The sequence below is a fragment of the Brevibacterium ravenspurgense genome (genome assembly GCF_001584615.1).
In the GTDB taxonomy this organism is placed as follows: Bacteria; Actinomycetota; Actinomycetes; order Actinomycetales; family Brevibacteriaceae; genus Brevibacterium; species Brevibacterium ravenspurgense.
The window spans coordinates 82,814-98,987 of record NZ_LQQC01000010.1; the positions used below are offsets into that span (position 1 = coordinate 82,814).

Below are 16,174 nucleotides of genomic sequence, written 5' to 3' on the forward strand. Positions count from 1 at the left end.
GCGGCGCTTTCCGCGGACTGTTCTTACAGCCAGGCGGTGACGAGCGAATCCCTGCTCTCAAACACGCCAAGACGCGCTGTTGCGCGGGTGAGCGCAACATAGAGATCGCCCACGGCAGCCGAATCCCCGGCGGGTGCGAAGTCAGCCGGCTCGACGAGGGCGACAGCATCGAACTCCAGGCCTTTTGCCTGATGGGGCTGCAGCAGGGCAATGGGGAAGTCGATGCCGGACGTGCCGATGCCGTACTCGACGCCAGCCTCCTCCAACGCCTGTGCAGCTTCCCGCAGCTGTGCCGAGGTGCCGATGACCGCGGCCCGACCGCCTCCCAACTCTCGCAGCTGTCCGGCCGCCCAGACAGCGGCCGCCGGCGGCACCTCGTCAGAGGAAAGCCGGGACACCGCGGGAGCCGTGTCACCATCGCGAACCGGTGTGGGCACTTCGAGGTTGGGGAAGTGCGTGCGCAGCAGAGCGTTCGCCGGTTCCAGGATCGAAGCGGGGGTTCGGTAGGAGACCGTCAGCTCGGTCAGCGACAGGCGGGAACCCACGTGCGGGGAGAGCACACTCTCCCACGTGCGCGCGGCATCCGTCAGACTGGCTTGAGCGAGGTCGCCGACAATCGTGGCGGACTTGCTCGGCACCCGCCTGAACAGCAGGCGCAGCTGCATGGGGCTGAGCTCCTGAGCTTCGTCGACAACCAGATGTCCGTAGGTCCACTCGCGATCCTCCGCGGCGCGCTCTGCCAGCGGACGATGATCGCCGCCATCGGAAAAGCGCTGTGCGAGCACCTCAGCAGACACGAAATCTGACGTGCCCATCATGTCGTTGACAGCCTGCGCGTACTCCGTTTCTGCGTTCGTTCGCGGGCGCGCCTCAGCCGTGCCCAGCAGCTCCTCGAGTTCGTCGAGCAGCGGAATGTCCTCAACCGTGATCGGCTCGTTCTTGCCGCGGCGCAGGCGAGCCATTTCCTCGTAGGACAGCAGGCCATCGCAGGCGGCAACGAGTTTCGCCGGCTTCGTGTACAGGTCGCTCAGCACGCGACCAGCGCTGACAGGCAACCAGCACAGGTTGATGGCTCGGCGCACATCCGTCGACATGCGCAGGTCGGCCATGTGGTGGCCGCGCGGATCATCCATGCCGGCCAGGGGTGAGTTCTGCAGCAGCTGTTCGACGAGTTCGTCGAGGATCTGCTGGACAAAGCCTTCGCGCGCCGCGTTGTGGGGCTTGCCCGAGCGCTGCGCGTTCTTGATCGCCTTGCGCACGGCCTTGCGTTTGAGAGTGACCCGCTGCGCACCGACGGCGAGCTCTTGGTCGCTGTCGGGCACCCGCTGGTAGCCGCGCACAGCGCGCTTGATGACGTCGACCATCCGCAGGCTGCCCTTGACGGCGGCGGTTTTCGGCCCGTCGTGCAGACTGGCCTCGTAGCCGGGCAGCAACTGGCCGGGGGTCAGAAGAACAGCGCCGGTTTCGCCGAGGCTGGGCAGCACCTGTTCGATGTACTTGAGGAAAACCGGCGTGGGGCCGACGATGAGCACACCCGAACCGGCGATTTTGGTGCGCTGCCTGTACAGGAGGTATGCGGCGCGGTGCAGGGCCACCGCGGTCTTCCCGGTGCCGGGTCCACCCTGGACGACAACCGTTTGGTCGGCGGGGCGGCGGATGATTTCGTCCTGTTCTGCCTGAATTGTCGCGACGATATCGCCCATGCGTCCCGTGCGGTGGCTTTCGAGTGCTGCCATGAGCGCGCCTTCGCCGTGCAGGTCGTCGCGTTCGGCGGCGGTCAGCGCATTGAGGTCCAGGACGTCGTCTTCCAGGCCGATGACGGTGCGCCCTCGTGTGGCGATGTGCCTTCTGCGGATGACGCCGGTGGGGTTGGCTGCGGTGGCCCGGTAGAACGGTTCGGATGCGGGTGCTCGCCAGTCCATGAGCAGCTGAGTCTGGTCGGAATCTGAAATGCCGATGCGCCCGATGTAGGTGGTCTTGTCATCAGCCATGTCGAGCCTGCCGAAGCACAGGCCGGTTTCAGCTTCGCGCAGGCGCAGCAGCTGGTCTTCGTACATGGTGGCGAAGGCATCGCGCTCTGAGCGGTTTTGGTGGTTGCCGCCGACTTTGGATGCCCGAACGGCGCTGAGTTTGCTGTGCGTTGCTTCGCGCAGGCTGTCCAAGCGCTCATAGACGCGGGAAACGTATGTCTGTTCCCGCTGGATTTCGCTGTTTTCCGGCACCGTTCTCCCTCCGATCGGCATTCAATTATGCCGTGGCCGCGCCCGCGCGCACGCACTGGGGTGGGCCGGGATTCAACGGCCGGTGAAAGCTGTCAGCTGTGTGCCCTCGAGGACGCGGGCAACTGCCGGCCCACCGCGCAGGGCGCGGGCCACGATGCCGGGTTCGGGTGGGGTGTGGGCGGCGATTCCGACCGCGTTGCCGTAGCGGCGACCGCGCATGTTGCCCGGGTCGATTGCCAGGGCGACGTAGGGAAAAGACTGCTGCAGTAAGCGCAGTTCGCCTTTCAGCCGCTCATGAGGTGGAGCTGCCGCGATATTGAGCAGGAAAGTGCCGCTGGGGGCCAGTACGTTCGCGCACTGGTCGAAGAACTCGCGTGTTGCCAAGGGCGCCGGAGTTTCGCTTCCGGCGAAGGCGTCGCGGACAAGCACGTCGAGGCTGCCGGTCCGGAAGGTGTGGATTTCACGTGCGCCGTCACCCGCGCGCAGCGCCAGCCGGGGCTTCTTCGGCAGGTCGAACCACTCCCGGACTTTGTCCAGCAGGGCGGCATCGATGTCGATGGCTGTCTGCTTAGAACCGGGACAGTGCGCGTCAATCCAGCGGGGCAGACTGCAGCCTCCGGCCCCGATATGAACTGCTCTCAGGGGTGTTCCGCGCCCATTGGCGTCATCGTGGCGCACCCGGACGATCCTCGACATCCAATCGAGGTACTCGAAATCCAGCCGCAGGGGATCGGACAGGGTGACGCACGACGACGGGACCCCGTTGACCCACAGGACGTATGAGTCGGGTTCGCCGGCAACGGCCTCAAGCACAGCTGTGCCCGTGTCGATGTCTACTTCGCGCTCAGCGGATCGTCGTTGTCTGCCCATGCCGTCAGTCTAGGGAGGCTCGCACTCAGGTTCGCCAGCCTGTGCACAACTTGGCCTCTGTCCACAGCCTCCCGCCACCTGTTTTAACTGCGGAGGTGAGTGGAAAACACTTCTGGCATGAAGAAGATCACCATCAGAACACCGGAAGACATTATTGAAACCGCAGTGGACATGCTCGGCTATAGACCGGAGGATTCGCTGGTCCTCCTGGGCATCATGGATCCCAACACAGAAGGACCCGGCCTGGGCGTGCTCCGCATCGACTACAGCACAGCCGCCGCACTGGGCTTCGCCGATGGATCCGCAGGAGACGTTGTGGACCTCGTGCACGGTCTTGGCAGCGTGAAAACCGTGCTGCCAGTCGTTTTCTGTGATGACCTCTACGACATTCTCGGATTGGGCGGGCCGATAGAGGCGCAGTCGTGGAAAGTGCACCGCGACGGCATCTACGCGGTCTGCGATCTGCTGGTCGACTCCGGCTATGACGTGGGGCGGCCCGTGTGGTCCGCGGGTGAACTGTGCGGTGATTTTGCCGCTCCGCGTGATGTGCGCCAGTGCAACACGGAAAACAGCCGCCCGGCTGGCATCGCGGAAGCGGCTGCACTGCCAACCCCAGAGCTCGAAATCGTACGGGCCAAAGAGTTCTTCGGGACACCAACAGTGCCGTTCCCGAAGCTGGCCGACGCTCTGGCAAAGGTGGAGAGCCTGCACGCGGAAGGCGTCGCGCCAGAAGAGTGCGCCCGGACATTCTCGCCACAGGCACTCAACGCGGCTGAGGCCATGCTGACCAATCCGCGCAGGCGGGACCTGGTCATGCTCCTCATGGTTTTTCAGAATCCCGGACTGCGGCCGGCCGAACTGCCAGCAGAGTGTGACGAGCATACGGAAGGTTGGCTGTTGGAAGAGTTTGTTCATCCCGAGTACATGAGCGAGTGCGTGGGCTACAGTGCGGCGCTGCCCGATATGCGCCGGCTGCAGCTGGGGTGTGAAGTCATGAAGATGATTGCGGCCTACGCCTCGAGTGAGGCTCTGCCTGATGCGCTCGCGGTTCTCGCATGGCTGGAATGGGTCAGGGGGCGTTTGTCGTTCTCGGACTACTACGCTGCAGCGGCTCTTCACCTGGATTCAGAGCACTCGCTGGCACGGCTGCAGGCGGCCGCGGCCGAACAGGCGGTGCTGCCCGGCTGGCTGCGACACGAGCGGTTTGACGAAGTCGATTGGGTCTGAGCGGAATACCGTGAGAAGATAAAGTGTTGACCCGGTAGGTCCCAGCATCCGGAGCAGCCAGCTTAAGCCCAGCTTGAGCACGGCAGGCCGCGTGTGAAGACTTGACTTGGGTCTTACTAGTGCCATGAAGACTCAAGGCACCGCAGACGCAGTGAAAGGTGAACCGTGCCGACCGCACCCAAGGACTCCACGAAGACCAGCGCAGACGACTCGGCTGCCAAGAAGACGACGGCGAAGAAGCCCGCGTCCAAGACCACCGCCAAGAAGAGCACCGCGACGACAGCGAAGTCGAAGTCGACTGGAACAAAGGCGGCTGCAGCTAAGAAGACCACAGCTGCGAAGTCGACGGCTGCGAAGTCGACCACGGCTGCGAAGAAGTCCGCGGCCGCCAAGTCAAGCACCGCCAAGTCCACGGCTGCGAAGAAGACCACGGCGGCTAAGTCCACTGCGGCTAAGTCGAGCACCGCTAAGAAGACAACAGCCGCGAAGTCCACGGCTGCGAAGAAGACCACGGCGGCAAAGTCCACTGCGGCTAAGTCGAGCACCGCTAAGAAGACGACCGCGAAGTCCACGGCTGCGAAGAAGTCGACCGCCGCGGCGAAGAAGTCCACCGCTGCCAGGAAGACTGCGGTCGAGGAAACACCGGAAGTCGAAGAAACCACAACGACAACAGCGGCGAAGAAGACCGCTGCCAAGAAGCCGGCTGAAAAGCCCGCGGCGAAGAAGTCGACTCGCAAGAAGAAGGACGACGAGCTCATCGAAGACGTCGAAACCCCGGAAGAACCGGAAGAGACCGACGACGCCGAAGCAACCGAAACCCGCAACGCCGAAGAAGAAAAGAAAGACGAAGAAGTCAAAGAAGCAGGCGGCTTCGTCGTTTCTGACGCTGATGATGACGACCAGCCCACGGTGCAGGTTGTCAGCGCGGGCGCGACAGCAGACCCGGTCAAGGACTACCTCAAGCAGATCGGCCGCGTGGCACTGCTCAACGCGGCAGAGGAAGTTGACCTCGCCAAGCGGATCGAAGCCGGGATGTACGCCGAGCACCTGCTGAACAACGGCGAAGTCAAAGAAGCTCGCGACCAGCGCGACTACAAGTGGATCATCCACGACGGCCGCATCGCGAAGAACCACCTGCTGGAGGCCAACCTTCGTCTGGTTGTCTCGCTGGCCAAGCGCTACACCGGCCGCGGCATGCTGTTCCTCGACCTCATCCAGGAAGGCAACCTCGGTCTGATTCGCGCGGTCGAAAAGTTCGACTACACGAAGGGCTTCAAATTCTCCACCTACGCCACGTGGTGGATCCGCCAGGCAATCACCCGTGCCATGGCCGACCAGGCACGCACCATCCGCATCCCGGTGCACATGGTGGAAGTCATCAACAAGCTGGCCCGCGTGCAGCGTCAGATGCTGCAGGACCTGGGCCGCGAACCCACCCCGGAAGAGCTCGCCAAGGAACTCGACATGACGCCCGAACGCGTTGTCGAAGTGCAGAAGTACGGCCGCGAGCCCATTTCACTGCACACCCCGCTGGGCGAAGACGGCGATTCCGAATTCGGTGACCTCATCGAAGACTCCGAAGCCGTTGTACCCGCTGACTCCGTGAGCTTCACTCTGCTGCAGGAACAGCTCCACTCGGTGCTTGACACCCTGTCGGAACGCGAAGCCGGTGTGGTCTCGATGCGGTTCGGACTCAACGACGGCCAGCCGAAGACCCTTGACGAAATCGGCAAGGTGTACGGCGTGACCCGCGAACGCATCCGTCAGATCGAATCGAAGACCATGGCGAAGCTGCGCCACCCCTCGCGCTCCCAGGTGCTGCGCGACTACCTCGACTGATACGCGGAACAGCCGCAGAGACGATCAGGCCCGACCCCGTCAAACGGGGCCGGGCCTGCTCTCTTATCTGCGAAGTTTCAGTCAGAAAGACCTGCAGCCGCCCAGAGCTGAAGCGGAAGGCTTACAGCCAGTTGGGTTCGATGATGCCGAAAGCCGCATTGTGCGGGTCGATGAACTTGGCGACGCGTCCGCGGGGAGTGTCGGTCGGCTTGACCAGCAGGGCGCCGCCGAGTTCGGGCACCTTCTGGGCAAAGACCTCGACATCTTCAACCATGTAGAACGCTTCCCAGTGCGAGGGGATCTGCGTGCCGGAAAGGTCCACGACAGCGGCCGTCAGATCAACATCACCCGGCATGGTGAACAGCTGGGCTTCTTCGCGGATGGTGGACGGTCCGGTGCTCGTGGTCCAGCCGAACACCTCAGAGTAGAAGTCCGCCTTTTCAGGGGAGTGAGTGTGCAGCTCGAAGTAGACGGCCGCACCGAGTTCGCCCACTGTTCCCAGTCCGCGGGAATCGTCAAAGGTCAGCGCGCCGAATGCCGTGCCGCCGGAGTCCGAGACAAGCGCAACCGATGCTTCACCATCGAATTCGGGAACGACCGTCATTGCCTGTCCGCCGCCTGCATCAACAGCGGTGAGGAAGGTGTCGAGCGATTCAGCGCGGAAGTAGACAGACCAAAAGCCAGGCTGGCCTTCCGGCGCCTGCGGCGGCTGTGGGCTGATGCCTGCGGCGGCGCGTCCGCCGAGCAGCGCCTGCGAACCAAGGCCAAGGGGGCCTGCGCCGCTGAACTCCCAGCCGAAGAGTTCGCTGTAGAACTTAGTGGAAACATCCGACTGCGGGGAGCTGAGCTCCAACCAGACGGGTTGAGCAGATTGAGCAGTGTAGTCAGTCACCCGGCCATTGTCGCAGGTAAAGCTGTCGTGGTCAGCCGCGGCCCTTGAAGTAGTCTTCAATGCCGGCAGCCAGCCCCTCGGCGTAGCGCTTGCGGCCGGAATCCGTCTTCATGGTCTTTGCTTCTTCCGGGTTGCGCATTTCGCCCATCTCCATGAGCACGGCTGGCACCGTGGCGTGATTGAGACCGCCGAGATCTGTGCGCTCGATGATGGTCTTCTTGCCATAGCTGGGGTTGGCGCGGAAGTCCGCATCTTTGAGGCCTTTCACAAGGCTGGTGGCCAGCTTCTTGGATTCAGCGTGTTCGCGGTCCGGTGCGATGATGGCGCCGAAGCCGAACGGCTTGGTGCTTTCGGAGCCGTTGGCGTGGATGCTGACGAGGATGTCCGCCTCGGCTGCGAACTTCCCGCGCTCATCAACGCAGGGACCGATGCCGGTGTCGTCTTTGCGCGACATGATGACGCTCGCACCTTTGTCTTCGAGCAATGTGCGCAGATGCTCAGCAACTTTCCAATTGAATTCGTGTTCGGCAAAGCCATCTGATGTGGCTGTTCCGGTTGTGTTGCACGCTTTTGTTCCGCCGCGGCCGTCATCGACCTGCCGGGAGATCTTTGAGGCGTTCTTCATGTTGCCGCCGTTGTGGCCGGGGTCGACTGCGATCGTCAGTCCAGCCAGCGGCTGGGAGTCCTCGTCTTCTGTCGGGGTGCTCGAGGGCGCATCACTCTCTGCGGTCGGGGCCGCCGGTGCTGACGAGGTGCCGGGCCCGGGTGTGCCGCCAGCGCACCCGGTCAGGAGGAGGGCACAGAGTGCGGCAGCAAGGGCGGGGGAGCGCAGAATCATACGAACATTGAAGCACATCCGGTATGACAGGGCGGCGGGCAAATCCACGGGCTTTCGCCGGCTGAGCCCTACAATGGCAGGGCATCAGAGGGAAAGGACGTGGAAGTGGCGGCCAAAGCAGAGTACGGCGCACAGCAGCTCCAGGTACTGGAAGGGCTCGACGCGGTTCGCAAACGGCCCGGTATGTACATCGGCTCCACTGATTCGCGCGGTCTCATGCACTGCCTGTGGGAGATCATCGACAATTCCGTCGATGAAGCCCTGGCCGGCTACGGAGAAGAGATCACTGTGACTCTCTATCCTGACGGCTCGGTCGCGGTGGACGACTGTGCGCGCGGCATTCCCGTTGACATCGAACCGAAGACAGGTCTGAGCGGTGTAGAACTGGTCATGACGAAGCTGCACGCCGGCGGTAAGTTCGGCGGCGGTTCCTATGCTGCGGTCGGTGGTCTGCACGGTGTTGGCGGTGCTGTTGTCAATGCGCTGTCCGAACGTATGGACGTCGAAGTCACCCGTGCTTCCAAGGTCCACCGTCTGTCATTCCGACGGGGTCGGCCCGGACGTTTCGCCGATGACGGCGCCCCCAGCCCTGAAAGTCCGTTCACTGAGAACAAGCCGGGTGAAAAGCTCGAGATCATCGGCAAGGCCAAGCGGGGTGTCACCGGAACGCGGGTGCGCTACTGGGCTGACCCGCAGATCTTCCTGAAAGACGCCGACTTCGAATACGACAAGCTCGTTGACCGTGCCCGGCAGACCGCGTTCCTCGTTCCCGGTCTGAAGATCACAATCGTCGACGAACGCGGCATTGCGCGCGACGAAGCGGGCGAGGTCATTGAACGTCGCGAAGAAGAGTTCCGCTATGACGGTGGAATCTCCGCGTTTGCCGATCATCTGGCGCTTGACCCGGCTGTCACCGATGTGTGGCGCTTCAGCGGCAAGGGCGATTTCACGGAAACTGTTCCAGTCCTCGATAAGACCGGCCACATGGTGTCAACCGATGTCGACAGGGAAGTCGATGTTGACATCGCCCTGCGCTGGGGGACTGGCTTCGACACTCGGATCAAGAGCTTCGTCAACATCATCGCCACCCCTAAGGGCGGCACCCACCAGGCGGGCTTCGAAGCAGGCCTCGTGAAGACGGTCCGCAAAGCAGTTGAAGCCAATGCCCGCAAACTCAAAGTCGGCAAGGACAAACTCGATAAAGAGGACGTCCTGGCCGGGCTGACGGCTGTCGTCACCGTCAAGCTTGCCGAACCGCAGTTCGAAGGACAGACAAAAGAGGTTCTTGGAACGCCCGCGGTCCGTCAGATTGTCAGCAAAGTCGTCGAAGATGGCCTGACTGAACGTCTTGAGGCAAGCAAACGCCAGGAAAAGGCTCAGGCGAACGCGCTTTTGGAAAAGGTTGTCGCGGAAATGAAATCGCGCATCTCCGCGCGCACGCATCGCGACAACCAGCGACGCAAAAACGCCCTCGAATCCTCGGCTCTGCCCGCCAAGCTCTACGACTGCCGCATCAGCGACGGTGACAGCACCGAGCTGTTCATCGTCGAAGGCGATTCGGCGATGGGAACCGCAAAGGCTGCCAGGAACTCTGAACACCAGGCGCTGTTCCCCATTCGCGGCAAGATCCTCAACGTGCAGAAAGCAAGTGTGTCGGACATGTTGGCGAATGCCGAGTGTGCGGCGCTGACCCAGGTGATCGGCGCCGGTTCCGGTCGCAGCTTCGACCTGGAGGCTGCCCGCTACGGCAAGGTCATCATCATGACCGACGCGGATGTTGACGGCGCCCACATTCGGACCCTGCTGCTGACGCTGTTCTTCCGCTACATGCGTCCGCTGGTCCAAGCTGGCCGCGTGTTTGCCGCAGTGCCGCCGCTGCACCGCATTGAAGTCATCAACCGCGGCAAAGCCAATGACGTCATCTACACCTATTCGGAAGCTGAGCTTCACCGTGAGCTGAAGAAGCTCGATCGGCGCGGCAAAGCCTACAAGCCGCCGCAGCGCTACAAGGGGCTCGGCGAAATGGATGCCGACCAGCTTGCCGAAACGACGATGGATCCCGCGCATCGGCTTCTTCGCCGTGTCACGATGGACGATGCCGGCGCTGCCGAGACCACGTTCAACCTGCTCATGGGATCTGAGGTTGCCCCGCGCCGCGAATTCATCGTGTCCGGTGCCGACGTCATGGATTCCGAGAAGATCGACGCCTGATCAGCAGGGCCTTCAACAGCCCATTCTGAATTCTGAGACACCCGTGACCACGCATGCTCAGCGTGCTCACAGAAAGTTCCCTGCCGGTAGTCTAGAACCGGCATAATAATGACCGGTTCGTCGTGCGCGTGCACATCTGGCGGACCAAGCCGAACAAGGAGGCGATTGTGGATCCGGTGCTCATCGGCAGGTGGCAATTCGGCATCACCACGGTCTATCACTTCTGGATGGTTCCGCTGACCCTCGGTTTGGGTCTGCTGGTTGCAATCTTCCAGACGATGTACACCCGTACAGGTGACGAAAAGTGGCTGCGCGGAACGAAGTTCTGGGGCAAGCTCTTCCTCGTCAACTTCATCATGGGCGTTGCCACCGGCATCGTCCAGGAATTCCAATTCGGTATGGCCTGGTCGGAATACTCGAAGTTCGTCGGCGACGTCTTCGGTGCTCCTCTGGCTATGGAAGCGCTCATCGCGTTCTTCCTCGAATCGACATTCCTCGGCCTGTGGATCTTCGGCTGGGGTCGACTGTCCAAGCGCGCACACCTGACTGTTCTGTGGTGTGCTGTTATCGGTGCGTGGATCTCGGCGTACTTCATTATCGTCGCCAACTCCTGGATGCAGCACCCGGTCGGCGTTGAAATGGTCGACGGCCGTCCCGTCATGACCAACATCTGGGCAGTTCTCACGAACAACACCGCAATCGCTGCCTACACCCACACGCTTGCAGGTTCGCTCGCCTGCGGTGCCGCCTTCATGCTCGGCATTGCCTGGTACCACCTGTACCGCCGCCGCAGGGACGGCATCGACACGGTCGATGAGAAGGGCCGCGTCGTCGTGGGCGAAAACCCCGCTGTGCCCGGCCGCGACAAAAAAGACCACGAAGTGTGGTTCAAGTCGCTGCGTATCGGCGGTTGGGCCGCAGTCATCGCTTTCGTCGCGGTTGCCATCACCGGTGACATTCAGGCCAAGCTCATGTACGAACAGCAGCCCATGAAGATGGCCTCAGCGGAAGCCGCCTGCTCCGACGGCACCTCGTTCTCGGTGCTGACGATCGGCATCCCCGACTCCAACCACTGTGACGACACGAAGACCCTCATCGAGGTTCCCGGTCTGCTGTCCTTCCTCGTCCACTCGAACTTCACGGAAGAAGTCCCCGGCGTGAAGACGCTTCTGCCGGAATACGAAGAGAAATTCGGCGGCGTCATCCCGGATGACCCCATGTACCGCGACTACGCGGGACAGAAGATCGACTACCAGCCGCTGATGATCGTCACCTATTGGGGCTTCCGCTTCATGATCGGATTCGGTGCTCTCGCAGCGATCTTCGCCGGCTACGCACTGTTCGCCACCCGCAAGGGAACCGTGCCGAAGTCGAAGTTCCTCGCACACCTGTCGCTGTGGGGCATCGCGGCACCGTTCGTTGCCAACTCGGCCGGATGGGTGTTCACCGAAATGGGCCGCCAGCCGTTCGTTGTGGCCCCCAATATGGGTGCTGACGGCGTCGATGGGGTCATGCTCTACACGGCCGCGGCGATCTCTCCGTCCGTTTCCGCCGGCGCCATGCTGTTCAGCCTGGTAGCCCTGACCCTGCTCTACGGCGGTCTGATGGTCGTCGAGCTCATCCTCATCATCAAGTACGCCCGCGGTGGCATCGCGGCTGCTATGCCCGAACTCGACACTTCGGGAAGCAAGCCGAGCGCCGAACACGAAGACGACGACGTCCTGTCGTTCGCCTACTAAGGAGACGCTGTGGAAGCCCTTTCAACCCTGTGGTTCATCCTCATCGCTGTCCTGTGGACGGGGTACCTCATCCTCGACGGCTTCGACCTCGGCGCGGCCATGATGATGAAGACCTTCGCGAAAAGCGAAAAAGAACAGCGCGTTCTGCTCAATTCGTTCGGACCCGTATGGGACGGCAACCAGGTGTGGCTGCTGACCGCCGGCGGTGCGACGTTCGCGGCGTTCCCGCTGTGGTACGCCTCGCTGTTCTCCGCCCTGTACGTGCCGCTGACGCTGGCGCTGCTCGCACTCATCCTGCGCGCCGTGTCGATTGAATACCGCGGCAAGGTCAATTCGCAGCGCTGGCGCGACGCCTGGACCTGGTGCCTGTCGCTCGGCTCGGCGACCGCGGCCTTCTGCGTCGGCGCGATGTTGGCGCTGAGCACCACCGGTATGCCGATCAACGACAACGGCGACAACGTGGGCGGTGCCTTCGCGTGGGTCAACATCTACGCGGTCGTGGGTGGGCTGGCCATCCTCGGCTTCGCCTACCTGCAGGGCCTGCTGTTCACGGCTCTGAAGTCGCACGGCGAAATGCGCGTACGCGCACGTGCACAGGCAAAGAAGCTCCTGCCGCTTCTGCTGCTGTTCGCCGCTGTGTGGGTGCTGATCGTCCAGTTCAAGTTCGGCAACATCGCCGGTGCTGTGATTATCGCCGTTGCCGTGCTGGCAGCAGTTGTGACGTGGATGAGCATCGGCGAGAACACCGAGCTGCGCGCCTTCCTGTTCAACGGCGTGTTCCTCGCGGCAGGTGTTGCGAGCCTGTTCGTCAACATCTACCCGCGCGTGCTGCCGTCGTCGATCGATGACTCCCTGTCGCTGACAGTCACCTCTGCTTCTTCGTCGGACTACACACTCGGCGTGATGCTCGTCGTCACGGTGATCTTCCTGCCGATCGTTCTGGGCTACACCGTGTACTCGTACCGCGTGTTCGCTCGTCGTATTCACGAAAAGCACCTGCCTCCGGCGCACAGCGTTCCGGTGGCAATCGCCAGCTACCACGCGTGAGTTCACCGTGGGCTCCAGCGTCCGCCGTCCCCTCGGGGCGGCGGGCGCTTGGCGTTCTTGTGGGGGTGGCCGCAGCCAAGGCGCTGGGGCTGGTGCTCATTGCCGAGGCTGCCGCTCGGGGTGTCACCGGGGTGATGGTCGGCGAGGATGTTTCGCTGGCTGTTTTCCTAGGTGTGCTCGGGGCTTTTGTGCGCGGGGCCGCGGCGTGGGCCCAGCGGGCTGCCGGAGCGCGCGCCGCCGTGGGCGTCAAAACGGCTCTGCGCCGGAAGCTCATCGGCCGCTCGGTCGGTTCCGGCGGGCGGGATCTTGACATTGACGACGGTGCGCTGGTTCTGACCGCCACGCGTTCGCTGGATGACCTCGACGACTATTTCACGGGTGTTCTGCCCGCTTTGACGGCTTCTGCTGTCATCCCTCTTGCGGTTATCGTCCGCGTTGTCTTCGCCGACTGGGTTTCAGCGGCACTCCTTGTCATTACGCTGCCCCTTGTGCCGGTGTTCATGATCCTCATAGGTCGCTATACCGAGGAGCGCGTGGGGCAGGCGCTGAAGTCTCTTGATCGCCTGTCGGACAACCTGGTGGAACTTGCGCGCGGCCTCCCGGTTCTTGTGGGGCTGGGACGCGTGCGTGCGCAGACGGAAGCTCTTGTGCGCATCAGCGACAGCTACCGGCGCACCACGATGCAGACGCTCAAGGTCGCGTTTCTGTCTGCTCTGGCTCTCGAGCTCATCTCCACTCTGTCGGTTGCTCTCGTAGCGGTTTTCATCGGCGTCCGTCTGGTGAACGGGACGCTTGATCTGAGCGCCGGTCTGCTGGCTCTTGTTCTGGCCCCCGAGGTGTTCTTGCCTCTGCGTCAGCTGGGTGCGGCTTTTCACTCCACTGAGAACGGACTGGCTGTTTTCGACCGCATTCGTGGTCTCATCGCCTCTCCGCGGTCTGCTGTTTTCGGCTCCCGAGGTGCGGAGTCGGCCGGGTCGGAGGTGACTGTTCAGTTTGCCGAGGTGTCGGTTTCCTACGGCGATTCTGTCGCGCTGCCGCCGGTGTCGGGACAGATCGGCCCGGGTCTGACTGTTCTGACTGGGGCTTCTGGCGCTGGGAAGTCGACTTTCCTGGGTGTCCTCGCCGGTCTTGTGCGGCCGGGGGAGACCGCCTCGGTCACCGGCAGCCTGACGGGGGTTCCGGACTCACTGGCTTTTGCAGATCAGAGTCCCCGCTTCTTCACTTCGACGGTAGGCGAGGAGCTCCGCCTGTTCGGCGGTTCCGAGATTGATACGGCTGCTCTGAAGCAGCGCGCGGCTCTCGACCTGGATGATGCCGCCGCTGTGGATGCGCTCAGCCCCGGTGAAGCTCGGAGACTGTCCTTGGCGCGAGCCTTTGCGCGCGTGGATTCAGGGGCGCAGCTGCTGATTGTCGACGAACCGACAGCGCACCTTGACGACACCTCTGCCGCGCGCGTTCGACGGGAACTGCAGACCATCAGCGAAACCTGCCCCGTCATTGCGGCAAGCCACGATCCAGCGCTGACAACAGCAGGAACACGCCTGCACATCGGCGCGCCAGCACGGGACCTCGACGCGGTGGAACCGGCAGCGGACCCTGTCGAGTCGAACACTCGCCCAAACCTCGACGAAGGTGCGGAGGACGTCCGCCCCGCCTCGACATGGCAGCTGCTTCGGCGTGCAGCCGATGCCGTCGGCTTCACGACGGGACGCTTTTGGCTGGGTGTTCTGTCGGCGGTCGGTGCTGTCGCCGCCGGCACGGCGCTGACCGCAGTGTCGGCCTGGCTCATCGTCTACGCCTCATTCCAGCCGCCCATCATGTACCTGCTGGTGGCGATCGTCGGGGTGCGGTTCTTCGGCCTGAGCCGTTCTGTTCTGACCTACACTCACCAGCTCAACCTGCATCACGCGATCCTGGGCAAACTGGCTTCGCTGCGCAGGCAGCTGTGGCAGACCTTTGCCCGCGAGGGAACAGCCAACCGCGCTGTTGCGCGAAGCGATGTGGCTTTGCGCAGGCTGGTGTCTGATGTCGATGACATCAGGGACGCGGCACCTCGTGTTCTGGTTCCCCCGCTTGTTGCAGTCATCATCGGTGCAGCGGCTGTCGTAGTCTTCTGGATTTTCCTGCCTCAGGCGGCACTGGCGCTTGCTGCTGTTCTTGCGCTGGCGCTCACCGTGGGGCCAGCGGCTGCGCTCTTGGCTGAGCGCCGGGCCGGTGTGCAGCGCCTGGAATACCGGGCGCGCGTGCTGGGGCAGCTCACCCGGCTGCTGGCTGCTAAGTCAGATCTCATCGCCAACGGCAAAGCCGATGCGGCCGCAGCTGCGCTGATCGAAGAAGATGAAAGAGTCGGTGCGTTTGAAAAGCGCATCCTGCAGTCTTCTGGGCTCGGCGAGGGAATAGTCACGTTCCTGTTGTCGGCTCTGAGCGCTCTCATGCTCGTCATCGCCGGTCCCGCGGTGATTTCCGGCAGCATTTCTGCGGAAGCTCTGGCGATCCTCGTGCTCGTACCGCTTGCCCTCATTGATGCTTACCTCGATTCCCTGCGGGCCGTTCAGCAGTGGCCGGCACTGGCTTCTGTCCTGCAGCGCGTACCTGAACTCGGTGCGGAAGAAGAACATGATGCGAAGCAGCCGCACCCAGTCGAATCGATTCGCAGTGCGCAGCTGCGCGGCATTCGCGCATCGTGGCCCACCGGCCCGGAGATTCTCACGGGGGTCAACGCCGATATCGCGCGAGGGCGATGGACGACGGTCACCGGGCCTTCAGGTTCGGGCAAGACCACTCTCGTGTCCGTCATCCTGCGGTTCCTCGACCCAAGCGCTGGGACCTACACGGCAGACGATGCGAACCTGCTTAAGGTGGGGCCGGAAGACCTCGCGGGCACAGTCGCCTGGTGTCCGCAGGAAGCACACGTCTTCAATTCCAGTCTGCGCGCGAACCTGCTCATTGCGCGCGATCGTGATGACCGGCCCGGCGATGACGAGCTGCTTGAAGTGCTGCGGCGCGTGGGACTGGACGAACTTGCGCGCGAACGCGGTCTGGATGCTGTCATCGGCGCCGGGGGAGAGTTCCTCTCCGGTGGGCAGAGGGGACGACTGGCGATTGCCCGCACCCTCCTGACAGGTGCCGATGTGATCGTCATCGACGAACCGACCGCACACCTCGACGTCGAGACCGCACAGGCGCTTATGGCGGATCTGCGCGAAACTCTTGATGACCGCGCTGTCGTCATGGTGACCCACGATCAGCAGTGGGTCAGCGCTGATGATCTGCGGGTGAAGCTGTAGAG

At 62.9% G+C, this 16,174-nt stretch carries 10 protein-coding genes; 6 read left to right on the forward strand and 4 right to left on the reverse strand.

The window, feature by feature from the left end; translation table 11 throughout:
• Window positions 1–23: 23 nt before the first annotated feature.
• Both Bravens_RS04905 and Bravens_RS04910 read right to left on the reverse strand, forming a co-directional pair.
• A complete protein-coding gene (locus Bravens_RS04905; protein WP_062020855.1) occupies window positions 24–2,222 on the reverse strand; it encodes a HelD family protein in 2,199 nt (732 codons plus the stop codon).
• 72 nt (window positions 2,223–2,294) lie between these two features.
• Window positions 2,295–3,092 (reverse strand): spermidine synthase, encoded by a 798-nt coding sequence (locus Bravens_RS04910; protein WP_062020858.1) that lies wholly within the window; start codon window positions 3,090–3,092, stop codon window positions 2,295–2,297.
• A gap of 117 nt (window positions 3,093–3,209) precedes the next feature.
• Here Bravens_RS04910 and Bravens_RS04915 point away from each other — a divergent pair, with 117 nt between their 5' ends.
• Window positions 3,210–4,319 (forward strand): DUF4192 family protein, encoded by a 1,110-nt coding sequence (locus Bravens_RS04915; protein WP_062020860.1) that lies wholly within the window; start codon window positions 3,210–3,212, stop codon window positions 4,317–4,319.
• Between the two features lie 165 nt (window positions 4,320–4,484).
• Entirely contained in the window at window positions 4,485–6,158 is a 1,674-nt protein-coding gene (locus Bravens_RS04920) for an RNA polymerase sigma factor (protein WP_062020863.1), read from the forward strand.
• A 121-nt stretch (window positions 6,159–6,279) separates the two neighbouring features.
• Here the strand turns inward: Bravens_RS04920 and Bravens_RS04925 are convergent, their stop codons facing one another.
• Both Bravens_RS04925 and Bravens_RS04930 read right to left on the reverse strand, forming a co-directional pair.
• Window positions 6,280–7,050: a VOC family protein gene (locus Bravens_RS04925; protein WP_157452708.1), complete on the reverse strand. Its 771-nt coding sequence runs from the start codon at window positions 7,048–7,050 to the stop codon at window positions 6,280–6,282.
• A 31-nt stretch (window positions 7,051–7,081) separates the two neighbouring features.
• Window positions 7,082–7,888, reverse strand: a complete 807-nt coding sequence (locus Bravens_RS04930) for an N-acetylmuramoyl-L-alanine amidase (RefSeq protein WP_062020867.1) — start codon at window positions 7,886–7,888, stop codon at window positions 7,082–7,084.
• 99 nt (window positions 7,889–7,987) lie between these two features.
• Between Bravens_RS04930 and Bravens_RS04935 the strand changes: the two genes are divergently transcribed.
• From Bravens_RS04935 to cydC, 4 genes are all read left to right on the forward strand, one after another.
• Window positions 7,988–10,099: a DNA gyrase/topoisomerase IV subunit B gene (locus Bravens_RS04935; RefSeq protein WP_082784650.1), complete on the forward strand. Its 2,112-nt coding sequence runs from the start codon at window positions 7,988–7,990 to the stop codon at window positions 10,097–10,099.
• Between the two features lie 167 nt (window positions 10,100–10,266).
• On the forward strand, window positions 10,267–11,838 hold the full coding sequence (locus tag Bravens_RS04940) for a cytochrome ubiquinol oxidase subunit I (RefSeq protein WP_061941256.1): 1,572 nt from the start codon (window positions 10,267–10,269) through the stop codon (window positions 11,836–11,838).
• 9 nt (window positions 11,839–11,847) lie between these two features.
• Window positions 11,848–12,885 (forward strand): cytochrome d ubiquinol oxidase subunit II, encoded by a 1,038-nt coding sequence (gene cydB / locus Bravens_RS04945; protein WP_061941254.1) that lies wholly within the window; start codon window positions 11,848–11,850, stop codon window positions 12,883–12,885.
• On the forward strand, window positions 12,882–16,172 hold the full coding sequence (gene cydC / locus Bravens_RS04950) for a thiol reductant ABC exporter subunit CydC (RefSeq protein WP_244878119.1): 3,291 nt from the start codon (window positions 12,882–12,884) through the stop codon (window positions 16,170–16,172). The genes cydB and cydC overlap by 4 nt, the downstream gene beginning before the upstream one ends.
• Window positions 16,173–16,174 lie beyond the last annotated feature (2 nt).

What these genes read in the sequence shown, in the direction of transcription:
- Bravens_RS04910 (WP_062020858.1), bottom strand. Translation starts at nt 3,092, where the DNA reads ATGGGCAGACAACGACGATCCGCTGAGCGCGAAGTAGACATCGACACG.
- Bravens_RS04915 (WP_062020860.1), top strand. Translation starts at nt 3,210, where the DNA reads ATGAAGAAGATCACCATCAGAACACCGGAAGACATTATTGAAACCGCA.
- Bravens_RS04930 (WP_062020867.1), bottom strand. Translation starts at nt 7,888, where the DNA reads ATGATTCTGCGCTCCCCCGCCCTTGCTGCCGCACTCTGTGCCCTCCTC.